Raw genomic sequence first — 19399 nt, 5'->3', positions numbered from 1 at the left:
GTTGTATCTAAAATAATTTAAAAATATCAGATCTTCTCAGTAACCGTTTTTAGAATTGTTTTTCTCAACAGATTCAAAACGTAAGAGGAAGTCAGTTCAATGTTTATTTTCCTGTTGTTTCTTAGCGTAAGTAACTGTGTGACGGTTTCTGTCGGTGTGGCGCAGGCGATCCATACCGTACCAACCGGTTTTTCGGGTGTGCCTCCGTCTGGGCCTGCAATGCCGGTGGTTGCAATTGCATAAGTCGTTTTCAAGGCCCTGCGCGCTCCTTCTGCCATTTCTTTGGCAGTTTGCTCGCTTACGGCACCGTAGTCTTCGAGCGTTTCGCGGGAAACACCTAGGATATTTATTTTAACGGCATTGCTATAACTGACAACAGATCCTTCAAAATACTGTGAAGAACCCGGAATATTGACAATTTGATTGGCCACAAAACCACCAGTGCAGCTTTCAGCCGTCCCGATTGTCGCGTCACTATCAATTAGCAGTTTGCCGATAACCGATTCCAGTTCATCTGTATCATAACCGAAAACATAATCCTCGATGAGCGGTAAAAGCAGCTCAACCTGATTTCGTAATGCTGCATCCAGCGTTTTCTGGTTATCTCCGGTTGCCGTCAGTCGCAATTTTACCTGCCCGAAATGGGGAAGATAGGCCAGTTTGATATGTGACGGAAGCGCATTTTCCCAATCCTCAATGGTTTCTGCCAGGAAGGATTCGCCAATGCCGATTGTGCGGATTATTTTATGCTGGATAATATTGAAACTAAACCGTTCTTTAAGTTTTGGCAGAATGGCGTGCTCCATCAGACTTTTCATCTCATAAGGAACGCCAGGCAACGAAACATAAATTACTTCGTCTTTTTCAAACCACATACCTGGCGCCGTTCCCCAAAGATTGGGGATGTAAGTGCAATTTGTCGGCAGTGCGGCCTGTTGTATATTCAACTCCGTCATTGCCCGGCCTCTTTTTGCAAAGAACTCGGTAACCAATGCCAGTGCTTCTTCATTTATTTTTAATTCAGAGCCAAAATACTTGCAAAAAGTATGTTTTGTGATGTCATCTTTGGTTGGTCCAAGACCGCCGGTGACAATAATAACATCGGCTCTTTGGCTAGCTTCCGACAACGCTGACAAGATATCTTCCTGAATATCGCCCACCGATGTTTTACGAACGGGATAGATTCCTATGCCAGTAAGCTCAGCACCAATCCATTGTGTATTTGTATCCGTGATCTGTCCAAAAAGAATTTCATCACCGATGGTAATTATTTCGGCCCTTACTATGGGATTCATAAATGCGAATGTGGTTGAATTGAACCGTTTATTTTTTCAAAAATAAGTAAAATTAATCGTTATTGATTACGTTTGGAGCATAGTGTGAATTAAACAGAGTAACCCAAATGAATAGAAAAATCGTATTAGTAATCTTTTTATGGATTTCATGTAGCTGTGCTTCAATGGCTCAGTTCAATCTTGGAAAGGTATTAGACTCATTTAAAAAACCTCAGGGATCGGCATTGGCAGAAGGAGATATCGTAAAAGGCTTGAAAGAAGCATTGACTGTCGGGATCAGCAACGGCTCGGCGATGGCTTCGAAACAAGACGGATTTTTTAAAAATGAACTGATTAAAATCGTCGTTCCGCCGGAAGCGCAAAAAGTTGCGGAAACACTTCGGAAATTAGGCCTGGGAAAAGAAGTGGATAAATTTACACTTTCACTGAACCGTGCGGCCGAGGACGCGGCAAAAAAATCAAAACCGATCTTCGTAAAAGCAATTACGTCGATGACCATTACGGATGCAGTAAGTATCTTGAAGGGAGAGGATGATGCGGCGACGAAATACCTGCAAAAAACGACAAATCAGGATCTTTACAATACATTTTTCCCGGTTGTTGACAGCACTTTAAGGCTCAACAAGGCGACACAGTATTATGCCGATCTGGTAAAAACGTACAATGCGATCCCGCTGGTGAAAAAAGTAAATCCGGATCTGAAAGCGTATGCAACCCAAAAAACAATTGACGGACTTTATACCCTGATCGCGCAGGAAGAACGGAAAATCAGGAAGGATCCGGTTGCCCGTGTAAGTGATATTTTGAAAACTGTTTTCGGACAATCGGGAAAGTAACGAACCTGAAATTGTCAGGAGTTGTTACTTTGTCTTACTTTTGCGAAAAATATTAATCCTTTTATGAAAAATTCTGAGATACATTTCACCGTAGAACTTGATAATCAAAACATACCCGAAAAAATTCACTGGAATGCTACCGACAATCCAAACGAGGGAATTAATGATACCCGCGCCATTGCGATTGCTGTTTGGGACCATTACCACAGAGGCACGTTAAAAATTGACCTTTGGACAAAAGATATGGAGGTTTTCGAAATGAAACGTTTCTACATCGAGATCATGAGCGGTATTGCCGATACTTTGCTGACTGCAACGAACGACAAAGTGATGGCTGACGCGATCGAAGGGGTTTGCGAAACGCTTAGTAAAAAGCTGGATGAGGAAATGAAGGCGGCGAAGTAGTTATACAAAATGGTAAGAAATGAAAAAAGCGATCGGGAGATCGCTTTTTTCATTTGAAGGATTAAAATTTTAAATATCAAATCCAGCCAACTATTTTTTCAAATTGTTCAAGAGAAATACCTGGCATGTTTTTTCGGGATCTCATAATTGTCAAGAAGACAAAATCCTCTGAATTCTGTTTTCTTTGAGTCCGAATTATTACTCTAATTTTATTAGAATTGAGTTTCCTACCTTTCCTTTTCATATTTATAGTTCCTGCAAAGCAACCTTATCCTTCTTCGGTAAACTGGCTGCAACCAGGTCGTAAGAATCTTTTATCCAGCTGTATAAAAGTTCGCTGGAAATGCTGCCGGTGATATAAACCGTGTTCCAGTGTTTTTTATTCATGTGGTATCCGGGAACGACATCGGGATATTTTTCCCTTAACTCCTCCGCTTTTTCAGGGTCACATTTTGCATTAAACTGAGGCCTTCCGGACTCTATGGGTGTTAACAGAAATACTTTCCCCATGACCTTGAAAACGAGCGTGTCGGGGCCAAAAGGAAGTTCTTCGGTTACGCCGGGTAATTCCAGGCAAAAATCACGGAGTGTTTCTAAATTCATCTTGTAAAGGCCCGTACGATCATGATGATTAAACAGATCAGAAACATGACGATCGAAATTTTATTAATGCCATGCATCATCCGAAGGTTGAACGAGGTCGGATCGTTTGGATTTGGTTTTTTAAATACCCGGACGAAGTAATAAAATACATCTCCAAGCTGAAAATACTTTTTCATATCGGTTTATTTAAAATATGCGTACTGATTAGGAAAGATTGTAGGTTTCATCCTGTCCCGGTTCGATCCACCGGCCATCTTCACGTATCAGCTCTATTAATTCATCCACTGCTTTTGCGGCCGTTACAGAGCGTTTGATCACTTCCTGGCCACGGTACAAAGCGATTTTATCTTTGCCCATCCCTACATAACCATAATCGGCATCAGCCATTTCGCCCGGACCATTCACGATACAACCCATAATCCCGATCTTAATTCCTTTCAGGTGTTCGGTATGTTTACGGATCATGGCCGTCGTTTCCTGCAAATCGAATAATGTACGACCGCATGAAGGACAGGAGATATATTCGGTTTTCGACATCCGTGTTCTTGCTGCCTGTAAAATCCCAAAAGCAATGCTGTTATAACCCGCCGCAATGGAAAGTTTTTCTTTATGCGAAACGGGATAAATGAAATCCGGTGAAAGCAGGGTGCCGTCGCCAAAGCCGTCTACCAGTAAGCCTCCGATATCCGTCGCCGAATAAAGCGTTAAACTATCTCCCAGGTCGGTTTCATACGTACGATGAATAATCACCGGTGTTTTTATTTTCAATTCTATCAAACGGTAAAAGAACCTCCGCATTTCGGGCATGGCATGAGTGTTCTCCGAATTGAGGAGGAGCACAATGTTTTTTTCGCTGCATATTTTTTCAAGGAAATCAATCGTGAACGTGTGAATCGTCCCTTTGATGAAATTAATCGACGGGGAGATTTCGGATTGTTCCGCCGTTTCCCATTCCTGCACAGTAAGTAACGGAAATTTGTTGTCGCGGTCGCTGTGCGATAGCCACTGCTTATGGTCCATGATTTCCTTTAAGCCGTTTGGCAGCATGAAAGGAATAGGGGTTTTTCCTGAATAAATAAAATCGGCTCCCTGATCGTTCATGGCCCACTTATCGGGGACCGGCAGGAAGAAATGACCGATACTTTTCAAATGTTCGTGTTGTTCCACACTGATATCCGAATAATCAGCAATGACGCGGGGAACGTTGTGGCCACCAATATTATAAACCTCCTGTGCATCTCTCCGGAAATACTGGAAAGGATTGATCGGGCAGTTGTTAACGGCATCAATCGGTGCGTGTGGTGTGCGGTGATGGTAACGCTCTACCAATGCGCGTGCAACCGGCGCTTCCTTTTCCGGCGCTTCGGTTAGTGAAACCCGGACGGTATCACCGAGTCCGTCTTCCAGCAAGGTTCCAATGCCGACTGCCGATTTGATCCTGCCATCTTCCGCCTCACCGGCTTCTGTAACGCCCAAATGCAATGGATAAGGTTTCAGTCCTTCCTGGTCAAGCCGTTGCACAAGCAGACGGTAGGCTTCCACCATGACCTGCGTGTTGCTCGACTTCATGGAAAGCGCGATGTTGAAGTAGTTTAACTCTTCACAAATGCGCAAAAATTCAAGCGCGGATTCCACCATACCCAGCGGGGTGTCTCCGTAGCGGCTCAAAATACGATCCGATAAGGAACCGTGGTTGGTACCGATACGCATTGCCGTACCATACTCTTTACAGATTTTGATCAGCGGAATAAATTTTTCCCGGATACGTTCCAGTTCAGCAGCATAGGAAGCGTCGGTGTAATCAATGACTTCAAAACGCTTGCGGTCCGCGTAATTTCCGGGATTGATACGGACTTTCTCAACAATACGTGCTGCCATTTCAGCCGCGTTGGGCGTGAAATGTATATCGGCTATTAAGGGAACAAAAATGCCTTTTTTGTGCAAACCGTTCCTGATGTTTTCAAGATTTTGAGCTTCCTTAACACTCGGTGCGGTGATACGGACATATTCACAACCTGAATCAACCATGCGGATCACCTCGTCAATGGAGCCCTGTGTGTCCATCGTATCTACCGTTGTCATGGACTGAATTCTGATCGGATAATCAGAACCCATGGGAATGTCTCCTATTTTAATCGTTATGGTTTCCCTCCGTTTGTATTCCGTGAGGGAAGGGCAGTATATATTCAATTTATGTTCAGGTGCTGTCAGGATGGACATCTTAATGCGTTGTTTTCTCTCAGGTGGTTCAATATCCACCCAAATAATTAATTCTTGTACTCTTTGTAATCCGAAACCAAAGCACAAATTACACAAATCTAAAACACAAATGGAATTACAATCGTGCATTTAAATTAAACAGGACCGAATTCTTTTTAAATAAAACCGGCTCAGGAAAATTAATCCTGAGCCGGTTTTAAAAAATTCAATCTTGCTATGCTAGTAAATTATGCTTCAGTTCTCGTTCCGGAATCCACATGGATGATATAACTTTTACCACCCGCTTTTTCAATCGCTGCGGCAACTTCTGCGGCTTTTGTGGGCGCATAAACAAACATGCAGCCACCTCCGCCAGAACCGTTGATTTTTCCGCCCAAAGCACCTGCACCTAAGGCCGCATCCATCATCCGTTCAATTTTCGGTGTTGAAGTCCGCTTGTGGTCGCGCAGGTTTTTGTAGTGCTGATAAAGCAGATCACCCAGTTTTTTGTCAAATGCAGTAGCTCCTGCTTTATCAACATCTTGGGATAACAATGCTTTTCCTTTTAAAAGAATATCACGGTCATCGACATTGGCTTGTAGCAGGCTTAGTTCGTCCTGAGACAAAATTTTACTGTAATCGGCCGTCTGCTCCAATTGGGTTGTAAAAATGGAAAAACCAGGATCGTATTGTGTCACCTTTTTAACCAGATCTTCCATTCCATAGCGGCAGTGCGCCAAAATCCCGAGCGTGTCTTTGGGTTCGAGCGAATCGCCAAGAACAAAGGTTCCCAGGGTTGGCGTTAGCGTTTCCACATAAATCTGTGGCTGTGATTCCAGATAAATGACGTTTCCTATCGCGGTGGAGTAATGATCCATCATACCGCCTGGCTCCCCGAATTCAAGTACTTCGGCCGCATTGGCAATTTCCCCCAGTTCTTTCTGTGAAAAATTGACCGGATTATCACTCATCTTATCCAGGAAATGTGCCCAGGATACGATCAGTGCCGAGGAACTCGATGTACCCGAATTGATCGGTATATTTCCATGGATCACACAATCGAATCCTTTGGAAAAAACGAGCCCCTTTCTTTTTAAAACATTGACGGTACTTCTGAAATAATCTCTTTGAATAACGTAAGGGAATGTTTCTTTCAGAGAGAATTCTATCTTTTCATTTAAGTCAGGAAGATTAAGAACAATCCGGTCGTCATTTCTGTAACTGCCGTCAATGCTGATTCTTCTGGAAATGGCCGCTGCGATCACGGGAAGACCAAGATAGTCCTGGTGTTCTCCGAAAAAGCAGATACGGCCTGGCGTTGAAATTCTCATGAACTACCAGCTTTTCTTTTTGTGGCCGATCAGACCAAAGTATACAATAAACGCATAAAGTGGAAGTACCAGAATGTATGCTGTTTGGGTGTTGCCAATGGAGTCCGCAATACCTCCGTAAATCAAAGGCATAATGGCACCACCGGAAATACCCATTACCAAAAGCGCGGATGCAATTTTGGTGAATTTACCAAGTCCGCTAAGTGCAAGTGGCCACAACGCAGGCCAGATAACCGCATTGGCAAAACCTAACACGGCAATGCACATCACCGATGTGAAACCGGTTGTCAGAAGTGCTACGACAGTAACTACAAGTCCTAACGTAGCGGAGAAAATCATGTAAGCTTGCTGCGATACCAATTTAGGGATCAGCAGAATGCCAAGTACATAACCAAACATCATTCCGCCCAATGTATAGGCTCCAAAAACTCTAGCCTCACTTTCAGGAATGCCCAATGAAACACCATAGTTGATAATGGTATCAGCCGCGATCACTTCCACGCCCACGTAGCAAAATAATGCAACGACACCCAAAACAAGGTTTGGATATTGAAATACACTGGTTTTCTGTGGAGTGCTCTGATTGACTCCTTCGGAATCTTCTTCTTCGCTTACCTCAACAAGACCTTTGGTCATGCGTATTATTAGTGCCAGAACAACCAAAATCGCAGTTAAAATAAGATAAGGCACAACAACTTTGTCCAATTCGTCTTTTGGGTCTGTCGATTCGGCTCCTGCAAGCAATAACTTGCCAATGACGATCTGGCTGATGATGCCGGCGCCTTTGTTGGCAATACCCATGATACTGATCCTTTGCGCAGCACTTTCGCGTGGACCCAGAATCGTTGCATAAGGGTTAGAGGCAGTTTGAAGAACAGTAAGTCCGATCCCGATTGTAAAAAGGCCAACTAAAAATAACGGATAAGATGCCATTTCCGCGGCTGGAATAAAAATAAGCGTTCCGACGGCCATCACCAGGAGCGCCAGAGACATACCATTTTTAAATCCGGTTTTTTTAACAACCATCGAACATGGGATGGCCATTACCGTGTAGGATATAAAAAACGCGAAGGTCACGAGGTAAGAACTGGTGTTATCCAGGGAAAATGCTTTTTTGAAGAAGGTAATCAGGGTTCCGTTAACCCACGTGATGAAGCCCATCACAAAGAAAAGCACACCGATAATAACAAGGGGGCCCAGATAATTATTCTTTTTACTAGTCATTTAATTTAGTCAGTTAAAGTTTTTTAGGGTTATGATTGAACGGCTATTTATAAATATTTAAAATTCATCGTTTAATCCGAAAATAGGCTTGTTTGTTCTCCATTTTCCTCTTGTAAAGTCAGGGATTTCAACAGGAGAGCTGCCACGTGCCACGGACAATTCAGAAAGCGGACTGATGGCGCTCCATACGGCAGCATCATAAACGTCAATCGGAGGTGCTACTTTACGTTTTACGGCTTCAATGAAGCCCCTGAAAACGAAATAATCTATCCCGCCATGGCCCGCATTTTCGGCTTCTTTCTCAAATTTCTTCCAAAGCGGATGGTCATGTTTTTTCAAATAAGCAGCATCCGGTTCTGCGGTGTGTTGCTGTGGCGAAACGCCTTCAAGATAAATCGTATGTCCGTCGTTCATCCAGATCCCTTCCGTTCCCTGAGCCCTGAAACCAAGTGAATAGGGGCGGGGCGAGTTGGTATCGTGGATCAACACGATATTTTCGCCATTATGGCATTGGATAACGGTTGTCACGACATCACCTAATTTGAAATTCACCTTTGCATTCGGGTGATTTTCGCCGCCATGGTCTACAATATATTTATGCAGCCCGCGTGATTTTGTGGCGGTGGAAGTAAGATAGTTAAACTTATTCCCCCGGTTGATATTCAGCCAATGTGCCACGGGCCCCAAACCGTGCGTAGGGTAAATATCCCCGTTGCGGTCTACGGAATGCTGGGTACGCCATTTTGCTTCGGAGAAACCTTTTTCACCAAATTCAACACCATAACCTTCGTTGCTCTTGCCGTTATTGAGTTTGATCCCACGCAAATCGTGCTGATAGCCGCAATGCGCGTAGGTCATCTCACCGAACATCCCTTCCCGGATCATCTTCAAAATAGCCATCACATCACGGCGATAACATACATTTTCCAGGATCATGCAATGCGATCCCGTTTTTTCATACGTATCAACCAGATCCCATGATTCCTGTAAAGTCACCGTAGCCGAAACTTCAACGGCTGCATATTTTCCGGCTTTCATGGTGGCAATCGTCATGGGAACGTGCCAGTGCCAGGGCGTTGCGATCAACACGGCATCAAGATCGTCACGTTTCACCATGTTAAGAAAATCCTCGTCTCCTTTGCTGTAAACGGCGGGTTCTTTGCGGCCAGCCTTTTTGATCAACTCCAGGGTATGATTTACGGAAGACGAATCAATATCACAAATGGCATTAATTTCTACGTCGGAGCGAAATAAAGCTTGCTGCACATGGTTCCTTCCACGGAGACCTACACCGATAAAACCGATGCGAACTTTGTCTCTGGCCTGCGAAGTTTCTTTATCAAGCAGTATAGAAGGTAAAATCCCTGTGGCAGATCCGGCCAAAGTTGCTTTTTGAATAAAATTTCGTCTATCCATAGGAAAGCTTATGAAAAATATTAAAAGGTTTAGGTATTAGTACTGTAATCGCGCAATATACGACCAAATACCATATATTTTAAATTTTTTTATTAATTAAAAATCTTACGAATACCTCGCCAAGTTGGGATGTTTCTTAATAATAATCATGCAATGTGAACATTTTCCAGTAATATCGTGTTTAAAACAAACAAGTATACTCCGATGGGCAGAGCTAAACCCGCCCGACGGCTTTAAGTGTGTTGGACACATACTTTGTTACGACATTTAAGGCATTTTTAGTTTTAACGTTATCATTATTTATGGCTCACAAAGTGGCTGTGTTTCGTAAAGAACACTTTAATGCGGCTCATCGTCTTCATAATCCGGCCTGGTCGGATGAGAAAAACGAGGAGGTTTTTGGCAAGTGTAACAATCCGAATTTTCATGGTCATAATTATGAACTTATTATTCAGGTAATAGGTGAATTAAATCCGGAGACGGGTTTTGTGATGGATATGAAGGAATTAAGTATTCTGGTAAAGGAGCATATTCTGGATCGTTTCGATCACAAAAACCTCAATCTTGATGTTCAGGAATTTCACCATTTAAATCCATCGGCAGAGAATATCGCTATTGTGATCCATGATATCCTCAGACCCAAAATTGATGCAGAGCTTGCTCTGAAAATTAGATTATATGAAACAGAACGGAACTTTGTTGAATACCCAGTCGATTGAAAATTTTGATATTGAGGAGATTGGTGACGAGCATCTTTTTTCTTCTATTGAAACGCCCATGCGTCCGGATGCTTTTGCATTAGAGGACGAGGTGAAAATTGAGCTGATCGAGAAACATTTTCGCCATATCATGGAGATTATGGGACTGGATCTCACAGACGACAGTCTTAAAGGAACCCCGAAACGGGTTGCAAAAATGTACATCAAGGAAGTTTTTAGCGGACTTGATCCGAAAAACAAACCGAGTATTGCATTATTTGACAACAAATATAAATACAACCAGATGCTGGTGGAAAAGGATATTTCGGTATTCTCTAACTGCGAGCACCACTTCGTACCGATTTACGGAAAGGCGCATATCGCCTACATTTCGAGCGGCAAAGTGATTGGTTTATCCAAGCTAAACCGTATCGTTGAATATTTTTCGAAGCGTCCACAGGTGCAGGAAAGGTTAACGGTCCAGATCGCCAATGAGCTGAAACAGGCTTTGCAAACGGAAGATGTTGCGGTGGTGATCGACGCAAAACATATGTGCGTACAATCACGGGGTGTGCGTGATGCCGGAAGCTCAACCGTGACGGCCTATTACGGCGGGAAATTTGAGGAAGAAGCAACGAAAAATGAATTCCTGACTTATTTGGGGATGTAGTTTTTTAGTGGAGAGTTGAAAGTTGAGCGTTGAAAGTGTTCTCGGAATCTAAACTGGACAATAATTTCAATTCTCAACTTTTTCTTTTGAGCTGGATATAGAAACGAAAAAGTTGAAAGTGCCAGAATATCTCATTCTGAATCACTTTCAACGCTCCACTTTCAACCGCGCGGCGGCCGCTTTTAACTAAGGTTTAAACCAACGGTCCAAGTCGCTCTAAAAGCGCTTTTGTTGCTTTGATTCCTTCACGTTCCGAAAGTTTGCTTCCTTCGTATTCGATACCGGCGATGCCTCTAAATCCGCTGTCTTTTACGATTTTAAGGATTTTTGAATAATCCGTTTCGATACAATTTCCTTTTTCGTCGAAATCGTATGTTTTAGCACTTACCCCTTTTGCGAACGGCATAAGTTCTTTTGTTCCCTGATAACGGTCGTAAGATACCTCGCATTCAAAGCTGCCTGGTTTTCTTTTGATACAGAAATTACCAAAGTCAGGAAGCGTTCCTACGTTTTTCATATTCACCTGCTTCATCACGCCTGATAGCCATTGTCCGTTTGAAGAAGATCCGCCGTGATTTTCAACGATCACATTAATTCCGGTTTTTTTCGCGAATTCGCCCAGTTTACCCAGACCCTCAACGGCTGCTTTGGCAACTTCTTCGTCTGTTCCTTTTCCGAATGCGTTTACGCGGATCGTCTTACAACCCAGATATTTTGCACATTCAACCCATCTGTAGTGGTTTTCAACCGCTTTGTTACGCACGGCAGCGTCCAGCTCACCCAGGCCGCCTTCGCCGTCGATCATGATCAGGTTGTTTTTAACGCCGTTGTCTTTGCAACGCTGCAAAAGTTCATTCAGATAGGTTTTATCTTCCGCCTTATCTTTGAAAAACTGGTTTACGTATTCAACAATGCTGATTCCGAACTCTTTTTTGGCAAGTTCAGGGAAATCCATGTTGGTGATTTTTTTTGCAAATAATTCCTTGTGCAGCGACCATTCCGCCAGAGAAATTTCAAAGAACATTTTTTTAGCAGCCGATTCCGCCAAAAGGTCCGTTATTGTAGTTGCAGCCAATGCCGTCGCACCCGCTTTTTTTAGGAAATCACGTCTTGAAAAATGCATTTTGGTTAGAATTTAGATATTAGAATTGGTTATACTTTCAATTTGATCTGGGCTTCCTCGTACAGTTTCTGATTTTTAACAAGATTGACGGCTTGCCAGTCAATATCCTGCACAAAATCATGCTGACGCACGGGACAATCTCCCATTTTGCAAAAGAAACAGCATTGCGGAATACAGGGGTCGGCATGTACAAAGATCTCGGTTTCGCCCGTATGGTTTTCTTTCAGAACATTTTCAAACGCATGGATCGCTTCATGTGCCTTTTGCAATTCCCAATAATAGGGTAAAGTTAGGTGACAATCAATATGGAGGTCGGAACCGTATTGCTGCACACGTAGATTATGGACATCAATCCAATGATTTTTGCGGTTATCACGCAGAGATTGCACGACTTTTTCAAGAACGAGATCATCCGTCGCATCCATTAATCCCGCCACTGATTTACTGACGAGCTGGAATCCGCTGTATGCGAGGAATAATCCGAAAAATAGAGAAGCCACGCTGTCAATCCAAACCTGTCCCGTCAGCAGAATTAATCCAACGCTGACAATCAATACAATACTACTGATACTATCGGACATCAGATGGCGCCCATCGGCCGTTAATGCAAGGGAATTGGAGCGGCGTCCCTCTTCGACGAGCTTGTAACCGATCAGCATATTGATGATGATCGTAATAACAATAAAGACCGATCCCTGCGCCAGATTTTGAATGGGACTGGGCTCGATGATTCGCTTGACTGCTTCAATAACGATGAAGAGCGAGGCGATCATAATGAGTGCGCCTTCGAAGCCAGCAGAGAAAAATTCGATCTTTCCGTGTCCGTATGGGTGATTCCGGTCTTTGGGCTGGGCGGAAAGATAAATGCTGTAAAAGGCAAAACCGCTTGCGATCACATTGATGATCGATTCAAGTGCATCACTCAGAATTGCATTGGAGTCGGTAAGGTAATACGCAAAAAACTTTAACCCCGTCAACGCAATACTTGCCACAAAAGATAGCAGGATGAGACGTTGTTTACGCTTATTTTGGTTTATTTGCATCGGAGATTTAAAGATCAGAGACCAAAAATACTAAGAAAATGCGGGTTATAACCACAGAAAATAATTGGAAGACACTTTCTTCGGAAACAGTTTATGAAAATCCGTGGCTGGAAATCAGTCACCGTGAAGTAATTAACCCGGCGGGGAAAGACGGTATTTATGGTGTCGTTAAATTCAAAAATAAAGCACTTGGTATCATTCCGGTGGACGAAGACGGGAATATTTATCTGGTTGGGCAGTTCCGTTACACGCTGAATGAGTATTCCTGGGAGATTCCCGAGGGCGGCGGACCTTTCGATGAAGATGTATTGGATGCAGCCAAACGTGAGTTAAAAGAAGAAACCGGATTGATTGCTGCAAACTGGACGCGATTGTCGCGGATCCACACTTCCAATTCAGCGACTGACGAAGAGGGATTTCTTTTTATGGCCGAGGGGTTAAGTCAGAGTGAAGCCGAGCCGGAGGAGACCGAAGAGCTGCAGGTTAAAAAGATACACCTTTCCGAGGCGGTCGATATGGTGCTGCGTTCCGAAATAACGGATGCCATTTCAATGGTCGGAATTTTAATGGCTGCACGGCTGAAAGGAATTTAGCATGCTGGAGTCTCTGTTTTATGGTACTCTGACGGGTATAGCGTTGTCTCTGACTTTCGGCACGGTATTTTTTTCTTTGGTACAAAATAGTGTTGACAACGGTTACCGAACCGGTGTGAAAATTGCTTTCGGTGTATTTATTTCGGATGTGATTTTTGTTTTTTTTGCCATCTTCGGAACCTCTGTTTTACCTAACATTGATGGTTTTCAAAAATGGATGGCAGGCGCAGGCGTGTTATTTCTGTTGATTCTGGGGCTTTCCAACCTGATAAAAGGGCAGCCAAAAATCGCTTATCCGACAACACGGTTTGGAAATTTACTTTACTATTTTACGACGGGCTTCTTATTGAACGCGTTGAATCCGGTCAATTTTATCAGCTGGGTTACCATTGCGTCATACATTCGCTCCACACTGCATTATAATTTCAATCAGGTACTGATGTTCTTTGGCGCGAGCGTGATCGCTGTTTTTATCGTTGAATGCGCGATTGCTGTCTTCGCACATAAGTTAAAGCGGGTTTTTACACCCCGGGTTGTCACGATTTTTAACAAAGTAACCGGGATTGTTTTTATTTTAATCGCCTGCCAGATTGCTTATGCTAATTTTTGGACGTGATCCGGTTACGCCGGTGTACAATGAAATAGCCTATCGTTAACTACGATAGGCTATTTCATTGTATGGTTGTAGTCCAGTTTTGGGAATCTACTTTTCCGTCAAAACTTCGTTTTCAACAAAACCTGTGTTCTTCAGGTACTCTTTCCAATCCTGTATTAAAAAGTTTTTCAATACACGGGGGAATTTATTTTGTCCGCCCATTTTTCCTTTTGATTCCATCCAGCCGTAAAAGGCGCTGTTGGGAAGGACCGTCACAAAAACATCTTTTAACGCATGTTTCCGCTCTACGGCGTAATCATCATTAAGTTCCGATAATTTTGCATCGATTTTATTCCGTAAAATTTCCGGATCCACGTTGTCTTCTTCAACACCGATATACCATTGATGCGCGAAAAGAGAGTCGTGTTCAACGCCGCAAACCGTGAATTCTTTTACCGTGAGGCCCAGTTCATCGGAAATTAAATCGATCGCCTTATTCATATTATCCACGGAAAGGTGTTCCCCGCAAAGGCTCAGATAATGTTTGGTCCGCCCGGTAATTACAATTTCTGCTTTTGCCTTGTCGACAAATTTCAACGTGTCACCAATCAGATAACGCCATGCGCCCGAGCAGGTCGATAACAATAACGCATATTCCTTTCCTTCTTCCACCTGATCAACCATCAGCGTTTCAGGTGAGGGGAGAAGGGTTCCTTCCGAGTCGAAATTATCCTGGTTAAAAGGTACAAACTCAAAGAAAATGCCGTTGTCGAGAACCAGTTCCATGCCCTGTGCACCAGGACGGTTTTGGTAGGCGATAAATCCTTCCGAGGCCAGATAGGTGTTGATGTAAATCAACGGACGGGCAAGAAGTTTCTCAAAACCTTTCCGATAGGGCTCAAATGAAACCCCGCCGTGGGCAAATACCTGAAGATTCGGCCAGATATCGTGGATGGTGTTGACATTGTAATGTGCAATGATCTTTTCCATCAGCAACTGAATCCAGGCCGGTACGCCGACGATAAAACCAATATCCCATTCGTGGGCTTTCAGCGTTATTTCTTCAAGTTTTAATCCCCAGTCTTTCTGCGATGCAATTTTTTCACCGGGTTTATAATAGGGGCGGAACCAGGCCGGAATCTGACTTGCGGTGATTCCGCTTAAATCGCCCTCATAATGTGAGTCTTGATTGTTGAGGTTGGTACTTCCGCCAAGCATCAAAAATCCCTTTTCATACAAGTCGTCAGGAAGTTCTTTGTAATGTCCTAATGACAAGATTTGTCTGATACTGGTTTTTTGTATCGCTTTGGACATCGCTTTGGTAACCGGAATATGCTTTGTAGCAGCTTCCGAGGTCCCCGAACTTAATGCGTAATATTTGATTTGCCCCGGCCAGCAAATGTCTTTTTCACCGTCCAGTGAGCGGTGCCACCATTCTTTAAAAATGGCGTTATAGTCATATACCGGGACCGACTTTTTGTATTGTTCATAAAATAAACCTTTCTCGCCGAACAAAATCGTCGATAAAAGCTCATCAAAATTGTATTTTTCACCAAACTCAGTATACCTGGCTTTGGCTAACAGTTTTGCTAAAGTCTTCTTCTGCTGCTGATGAATAGTCGCCTTTCTCCGGTTGGCAACGATATTGCTTAACCGAATTCCTCTCTTGAGCAAACTTCCTACAAGGGCCATAGCTATTTTTTCTAACGTGGGTTATAAATCCCAAGTTTTCAGCTCTTTCAGAGCCTTATACTCGGTTAAATCATATTGACAGGGTACAACGGATATGTAATTATGATCCAGGGCCCATACATCGGTATCTTCTTTTTCTGTATCGAAATTAACGAACTGTCCGGCCATCCACAGATAACCCCGGCCATTTGGATCGACACGGTAGTCAAATTTTTCCTGCCATTTGGCATGTGCTTGCCTGCAAACCTTGATTCCTTTGATCGGTTCGTCGGATATCGCTGGAATATTGACGTTTAAAGCAATTCCTTTTGGTATACCATGCTTGAGTGCCGATTCTGTTATTGATTTTATAAACGGTACGCCATGACTAAAATCTGCGTCTTCCTTAAAATCGTTCAATGAAAAGCCGATCGCAGGAATTCCTTCAATTGCACCTTCAATAGCCGCCGACATGGTCCCTGAGTAAAGAACGCTGATGGAACTATTGCTGCCATGGTTTATACCGCTTACGATCAGGTCAGGTTTTCTATCGTGCAGCACATAACTTTTCGCCAATTTAACACAATCTGCCGGAGTTCCCGAACATTCGTACTCGACAATTCCGTCAAAAATATGTGTCTCATACAATCTCAAAGGCTCTCCGATCGTAATCGCATGTCCCATCCCAGACTGAGGGCTGTTGGGGGCTACAACGATAACGTCACCCAGCTCCTGCATGATGTTTACAAGCGTACGTATGCCTTTGGATGTTATCCCATCGTCATTTGTAACTAAAATAAGTGGTTTCATATATTATTTCAAAATTTACCCGGCTTTTGATCCGTAGTAGTTAGGGGTATTACGGAAGATATGTCGATGAAATTTATTTAGTTTGTGAATAAAAAATGTAATTACGGTTCTCAAAAGCCAAATTTAAACAATATGCCTTCATTCTCAATAAAGCATGGTACCCTCGCTGACATACCCACCGTGATCAGTATTCAGGAGAAAATATGGGAACCTACTTACCGTGAAATCCTTAGCGCAGAACAAATCGTTTATATGTTTGAAAAAATATATTCAGCCGAGGCACTGGAAAACCAAATGACCGAGGACGGGCAACATTTTTTGCTGTTATTTGACGCCGAAACAGCCGTTGGATTTGCAGCCGTATCACAGGAAGAACCGGACTATTTCAAGTTACATAAGATTTATGTACTTCCTGCTATGCAGGGCACCGGTGCCGGAAAATATTTACTGGGAGCGGTGGAACAGTATGTAAAATCGGTCGGTGGAAAAAAACTTGCCTTACATGTTAACCGGTACAACAAGGCCAGGTCTTTCTATGAAAAAATGAATTTTGTCACGGTTGAAGAAGTAGATATTCCAATTGGTCCATACTGGATGAATGATTTCATCATGCTGAAACAATTGGAATCCTGATTTCTACAACTGGGCTTTGGCAGCCAGCTTCATTTTTTTTAGATTCTTTTTAAGGCTTTTCATGCCTTGCAGCGGATTGTAGTGGTTACTGTTGCTTACATAGTAACCTGTTCCGTCATAAGTTCTTTTATTGGGGTGTGCCTTGCATTCAGGAGAGCAGGCACCCTCCATTTCTTCACCACATTTAAGGCAAACAGGCACGTGGGTGTTACATTCTGCGTTCGCACAGTTGATCATGCGGTCGCAATGTTCGTCGCAGATATAACATTTTGAAATGACGGTCGGGTTAACCTGGTTTATGTCAACCGTGATCCTGTTATCGAAAACATAACATTTTCCGTCAAAATCTTCTCCACCTTCTTCCAGTCCGTAACGAATGATACCGCCGTGAAGCTGGTAAACATCCGTAAAACCCTGGTCAAGAAGATAGGCACTGGCTTTTTCGCACTTGATACCACCGGTGCAATACGTGACGATTTTCTTGTCTTTCAAGTGCTCGATCTCATGTACGTGATCGGGAAGTTCGCGCAGGTTATGCATGTCAAAAGTGATGGCACCCTTGAATTTTCCAACTTCGTGCTCATAATCTGAACGCATATCGACAAGAACTACATCCGGATCCTGCATCATCTTTTTCAGGTCGGCTGGTTCTAAATGTTTGCCCGTGCGAACCCGTGGATTGACATTGAGATCAGAATTTACGATTTCATCCTTAACCCGTACATGCAATTTCTGAAATGCAATCTCATCGTGGTCATCCACTTTAAACTGCACATCCCTAAATCTTTCATCCGAACGGACATAGTTCATATAAGCCTCACAGTCTTCCGGAGTACCCGAAACGGTCCCGTTGAGGCCTTCTGGTGCAATAATGATGCGTCCCAGAAGATTATTTTGTACACAAAACAAATGATGCTCATCACGATACATTTCTGTATTGTCAATGGGAGCATAGTAATAATAGAGTAATACTCGGAAAGGCTTCATTATCTAATTTTCAATGACTGAATGGGAAAGGATTTGTGCATCAGGCACAGGTTCCCGTAAAATCAACTGCAAATATACGAATATCTAAAGTTTATCTGAAATCTAAAAAACTAACTTTCGTCAGTCTTAACTTTCTCGGGCAAATCCATTTTATTTGTAAATAAGGCAAAGCTTCACCTGTATTAATAAACTTACTTAAAGATTAGCTCCATGCACATCGCAGTTATTGGCAATATAGGGGCTGGCAAAACCACGCTCACACAAATGCTCGGCGAACATTACGGCTGGGAAGTGATGTACGAAGCCGTTGAGGGAAATCCATATCTTGTTGATTTTTATGAAGATATGGAGCGTTGGGCGTTTAATTTGCAAGTATTTTTTCTTAATAACCGTTTTGCCCAGGTGCAGACGATCCAGTCGACGACTTATTCAACCATTATTCAGGATCGGACGATTTATGAAGATGCTTTTGTTTTCGCTCGTAATCTTTACGAATCAAAGATTATGACCGAACGGGATTACAGGAGTTATCTGTTGCTTTTTGAGTCGATCATGAAAACGGTGTCGCAGCCGGATCTTTTAATTTACTTAAAAGCGGATATACCTAAGCTGGTTTCTCAGATTAAAAAGAGGGGGCGGGAATTTGAAGCCGATATTTCAGAAGATTATTTAAGAAGCCTAAACCGCTACTATGAAGATTTTACGGACAATTACGATCACGGCAAGCTGATCACGATTGATGTCAATACCATGGATTTTGCGTCGAATCAGGAAGATTTTGAAACGATCGTCAGACAATTGGATAAAGAACTGCTTTACATTTAGTTTAAGATACTGATACGAAAAGACGAGCGCATCAAAACAGTTTTTGGTGCGCTCGTCTTTTATAGTGGCAGTGTTTATGCTAAAAACGGTCGGTTATTATCAGGCCCCGTTCAATAACTGCGATGAGATCAGTAGAACAGGTAGCCTTTTCTGTATCGGATTTCATAGCCAGGAATTCAAACTTTTCCTTTTTATCCAGTTTCATTTTAAGAAATTTACCGATCGCTTTGGCGATGTACCCTTTTACTTTTTCCAGTTGTTTTACATTGGAAGAAACCAGTTTGCTCAAATCCTTGCCCTCTTCGATCTCGATCAGGGTAGTCATGGATCAAGCCAAATTCTTGGGGGGAATTGAATCGGGACTTCATGCGTAGAGTTTGGATAGTCTGAAAAGGAAGAATGAAATATCCCTGACACCCCGTGAGGTGGAACGGAACGCTTT

21 protein-coding genes are annotated in these 19399 nt (G+C 43.0%); 8 read left to right on the top strand and 13 right to left on the bottom strand.

Going from position 1 to position 19399, the window contains the following annotated elements:
• Window positions 1-26 precede the first annotated feature (26 nt).
• A complete protein-coding gene (locus tag RB622_RS28265; RefSeq protein ID WP_308050174.1) occupies window positions 27-1295 on the bottom strand; it encodes a competence/damage-inducible protein A in 1269 nt (422 codons plus the stop codon).
• Between the two features lie 107 nt (window positions 1296-1402).
• Here RB622_RS28265 and RB622_RS28260 point away from each other — a divergent pair, with 107 nt between their 5' ends.
• Window positions 1403-2131: a DUF4197 domain-containing protein gene (locus RB622_RS28260; RefSeq protein ID WP_308050173.1), complete on the top strand. Its 729-nt coding sequence runs from the start codon at window positions 1403-1405 to the stop codon at window positions 2129-2131.
• Between the two features lie 63 nt (window positions 2132-2194).
• Window positions 2195-2536 (top strand): gliding motility protein GldC, encoded by a 342-nt coding sequence (gene gldC / locus RB622_RS28255; protein WP_090338242.1) that lies wholly within the window; start codon window positions 2195-2197, stop codon window positions 2534-2536.
• Between the two features lie 246 nt (window positions 2537-2782).
• On the opposite strand, the gene RB622_RS28250 is transcribed toward gldC, so the two are convergent.
• The 6 genes from RB622_RS28250 to RB622_RS28225 form a co-directional block, all read right to left on the bottom strand.
• On the bottom strand, window positions 2783-3139 hold the full coding sequence (locus RB622_RS28250; RefSeq protein WP_308050172.1) for an MmcQ/YjbR family DNA-binding protein: 357 nt from the start codon (window positions 3137-3139) through the stop codon (window positions 2783-2785).
• A complete protein-coding gene (locus RB622_RS28245; protein WP_308050171.1) occupies window positions 3136-3315 on the bottom strand; it encodes a DUF6728 family protein in 180 nt (59 codons plus the stop codon). The genes RB622_RS28250 and RB622_RS28245 overlap by 4 nt, the downstream gene beginning before the upstream one ends.
• Before the next feature lie 28 nt (window positions 3316-3343).
• On the bottom strand, window positions 3344-5359 hold the full coding sequence (gene ispG, locus RB622_RS28240) for a (E)-4-hydroxy-3-methylbut-2-enyl-diphosphate synthase (protein WP_308050170.1): 2016 nt from the start codon (window positions 5357-5359) through the stop codon (window positions 3344-3346).
• A 227-nt stretch (window positions 5360-5586) separates the two neighbouring features.
• The gene (locus RB622_RS28235; protein WP_308050169.1) at window positions 5587-6669 is read right to left on the bottom strand and encodes a galactokinase family protein; all 1083 of its coding nucleotides are present in this window, start codon (window positions 6667-6669) and stop codon (window positions 5587-5589) included.
• Window positions 6670-6672: 3 nt separating this feature from the next.
• On the bottom strand, window positions 6673-7893 hold the full coding sequence (locus RB622_RS28230; RefSeq protein WP_308050168.1) for a sugar MFS transporter: 1221 nt from the start codon (window positions 7891-7893) through the stop codon (window positions 6673-6675).
• 57 nt (window positions 7894-7950) lie between these two features.
• Window positions 7951-9309, bottom strand: a complete 1359-nt coding sequence (locus RB622_RS28225; protein WP_308050167.1) for a Gfo/Idh/MocA family oxidoreductase — start codon at window positions 9307-9309, stop codon at window positions 7951-7953.
• A 302-nt stretch (window positions 9310-9611) separates the two neighbouring features.
• Between RB622_RS28225 and RB622_RS28220 the strand changes: the two genes are divergently transcribed.
• Window positions 9612-10028 (top strand): 6-carboxytetrahydropterin synthase, encoded by a 417-nt coding sequence (locus RB622_RS28220; protein ID WP_308050166.1) that lies wholly within the window; start codon window positions 9612-9614, stop codon window positions 10026-10028.
• A complete protein-coding gene (gene folE, locus RB622_RS28215; RefSeq protein WP_308050165.1) occupies window positions 9988-10677 on the top strand; it encodes a GTP cyclohydrolase I FolE in 690 nt (229 codons plus the stop codon). The genes RB622_RS28220 and folE overlap by 41 nt, the downstream gene beginning before the upstream one ends.
• 193 nt (window positions 10678-10870) lie before the next feature.
• On the opposite strand, the gene RB622_RS28210 is transcribed toward folE, so the two are convergent.
• Together RB622_RS28210 and RB622_RS28205 are read right to left on the bottom strand one after the other, a co-directional pair.
• Entirely contained in the window at window positions 10871-11800 is a 930-nt protein-coding gene (locus tag RB622_RS28210; RefSeq protein ID WP_308050163.1) for a sugar phosphate isomerase/epimerase family protein, read from the bottom strand.
• A gap of 29 nt (window positions 11801-11829) precedes the next feature.
• A complete protein-coding gene (locus tag RB622_RS28205; RefSeq protein ID WP_308050162.1) occupies window positions 11830-12843 on the bottom strand; it encodes a cation diffusion facilitator family transporter in 1014 nt (337 codons plus the stop codon).
• Window positions 12844-12881: 38 nt separating this feature from the next.
• Here RB622_RS28205 and RB622_RS28200 point away from each other — a divergent pair, with 38 nt between their 5' ends.
• The gene (locus tag RB622_RS28200; protein ID WP_308050161.1) at window positions 12882-13436 is read left to right on the top strand and encodes an NUDIX hydrolase; all 555 of its coding nucleotides are present in this window, start codon (window positions 12882-12884) and stop codon (window positions 13434-13436) included.
• Window position 13437: 1 nt separating this feature from the next.
• Complete coding sequence (locus RB622_RS28195; RefSeq protein ID WP_308050160.1) at window positions 13438-14052, top strand: LysE family translocator; 615 nt, start codon at window positions 13438-13440, stop codon at window positions 14050-14052.
• 87 nt (window positions 14053-14139) lie between these two features.
• On the opposite strand, the gene RB622_RS28190 is transcribed toward RB622_RS28195, so the two are convergent.
• Both RB622_RS28190 and surE read right to left on the bottom strand, forming a co-directional pair.
• Window positions 14140-15723 (bottom strand): GH3 auxin-responsive promoter family protein, encoded by a 1584-nt coding sequence (locus RB622_RS28190; protein ID WP_308050159.1) that lies wholly within the window; start codon window positions 15721-15723, stop codon window positions 14140-14142.
• A gap of 21 nt (window positions 15724-15744) precedes the next feature.
• Entirely contained in the window at window positions 15745-16512 is a 768-nt protein-coding gene (gene surE, locus RB622_RS28185; RefSeq protein WP_308050158.1) for a 5'/3'-nucleotidase SurE, read from the bottom strand.
• Between the two features lie 132 nt (window positions 16513-16644).
• Between surE and RB622_RS28180 the strand changes: the two genes are divergently transcribed.
• Window positions 16645-17145, top strand: a complete 501-nt coding sequence (locus tag RB622_RS28180; RefSeq protein ID WP_308050157.1) for a GNAT family N-acetyltransferase — start codon at window positions 16645-16647, stop codon at window positions 17143-17145.
• Between the two features lie 3 nt (window positions 17146-17148).
• Here RB622_RS28180 and RB622_RS28175 read toward each other — a convergent pair whose 3' ends face one another.
• The gene (locus RB622_RS28175) at window positions 17149-18132 is read right to left on the bottom strand and encodes a rhodanese-related sulfurtransferase (protein ID WP_308050156.1); all 984 of its coding nucleotides are present in this window, start codon (window positions 18130-18132) and stop codon (window positions 17149-17151) included.
• A gap of 210 nt (window positions 18133-18342) precedes the next feature.
• Between RB622_RS28175 and RB622_RS28170 the strand changes: the two genes are divergently transcribed.
• Window positions 18343-18957 carry a deoxynucleoside kinase gene (locus tag RB622_RS28170; RefSeq protein ID WP_308050155.1) on the top strand — a complete coding sequence of 205 codons (615 nt, stop codon included), beginning with the start codon at window positions 18343-18345 and terminating at the stop codon, window positions 18955-18957.
• 79 nt (window positions 18958-19036) lie between these two features.
• On the opposite strand, the gene RB622_RS28165 is transcribed toward RB622_RS28170, so the two are convergent.
• Window positions 19037-19282 (bottom strand): hypothetical protein, encoded by a 246-nt coding sequence (locus RB622_RS28165; protein ID WP_308050154.1) that lies wholly within the window; start codon window positions 19280-19282, stop codon window positions 19037-19039.
• Between the last annotated feature and the right edge of the window lie 117 nt (window positions 19283-19399).

The sequence above is a fragment of the Dyadobacter sp. LHD-138 genome, from assembly GCF_030929615.1.
Taxonomy (GTDB): domain Bacteria; phylum Bacteroidota; class Bacteroidia; order Cytophagales; family Spirosomataceae; genus Dyadobacter.
This window is presented reverse-complemented; position numbering and strand designations above follow the sequence as displayed.

Coding starts and splice junctions, on each gene's coding strand:
- RB622_RS28265 (WP_308050174.1), bottom strand. CDS start 1,295: ATGAATCCCATAGTAAGGGCCGAAATAATTACCATCGGTGATGAAATT.
- RB622_RS28260 (WP_308050173.1), top strand. CDS start 1,403: ATGAATAGAAAAATCGTATTAGTAATCTTTTTATGGATTTCATGTAGC.
- gldC (WP_090338242.1), top strand. CDS start 2,195: ATGAAAAATTCTGAGATACATTTCACCGTAGAACTTGATAATCAAAAC.
- RB622_RS28250 (WP_308050172.1), bottom strand. CDS start 3,139: ATGAATTTAGAAACACTCCGTGATTTTTGCCTGGAATTACCCGGCGTA.
- RB622_RS28245 (WP_308050171.1), bottom strand. CDS start 3,315: ATGAAAAAGTATTTTCAGCTTGGAGATGTATTTTATTACTTCGTCCGG.
- ispG (WP_308050170.1), bottom strand. CDS start 5,359: ATGTCCATCCTGACAGCACCTGAACATAAATTGAATATATACTGCCCT.
- RB622_RS28235 (WP_308050169.1), bottom strand. CDS start 6,669: ATGAGAATTTCAACGCCAGGCCGTATCTGCTTTTTCGGAGAACACCAG.
- RB622_RS28230 (WP_308050168.1), bottom strand. CDS start 7,893: ATGACTAGTAAAAAGAATAATTATCTGGGCCCCCTTGTTATTATCGGT.
- RB622_RS28225 (WP_308050167.1), bottom strand. CDS start 9,309: ATGGATAGACGAAATTTTATTCAAAAAGCAACTTTGGCCGGATCTGCC.
- RB622_RS28220 (WP_308050166.1), top strand. CDS start 9,612: ATGGCTCACAAAGTGGCTGTGTTTCGTAAAGAACACTTTAATGCGGCT.
- folE (WP_308050165.1), top strand. CDS start 9,988: ATGAAACAGAACGGAACTTTGTTGAATACCCAGTCGATTGAAAATTTT.
- RB622_RS28210 (WP_308050163.1), bottom strand. CDS start 11,800: ATGCATTTTTCAAGACGTGATTTCCTAAAAAAAGCGGGTGCGACGGCA.
- RB622_RS28205 (WP_308050162.1), bottom strand. CDS start 12,843: ATGCAAATAAACCAAAATAAGCGTAAACAACGTCTCATCCTGCTATCT.
- RB622_RS28200 (WP_308050161.1), top strand. CDS start 12,882: ATGCGGGTTATAACCACAGAAAATAATTGGAAGACACTTTCTTCGGAA.
- RB622_RS28195 (WP_308050160.1), top strand. CDS start 13,438: ATGCTGGAGTCTCTGTTTTATGGTACTCTGACGGGTATAGCGTTGTCT.
- RB622_RS28190 (WP_308050159.1), bottom strand. CDS start 15,723: ATGGCCCTTGTAGGAAGTTTGCTCAAGAGAGGAATTCGGTTAAGCAAT.
- surE (WP_308050158.1), bottom strand. CDS start 16,512: ATGAAACCACTTATTTTAGTTACAAATGACGATGGGATAACATCCAAA.
- RB622_RS28180 (WP_308050157.1), top strand. CDS start 16,645: ATGCCTTCATTCTCAATAAAGCATGGTACCCTCGCTGACATACCCACC.
- RB622_RS28175 (WP_308050156.1), bottom strand. CDS start 18,132: ATGAAGCCTTTCCGAGTATTACTCTATTATTACTATGCTCCCATTGAC.
- RB622_RS28170 (WP_308050155.1), top strand. CDS start 18,343: ATGCACATCGCAGTTATTGGCAATATAGGGGCTGGCAAAACCACGCTC.
- RB622_RS28165 (WP_308050154.1), bottom strand. CDS start 19,282: ATGACTACCCTGATCGAGATCGAAGAGGGCAAGGATTTGAGCAAACTG.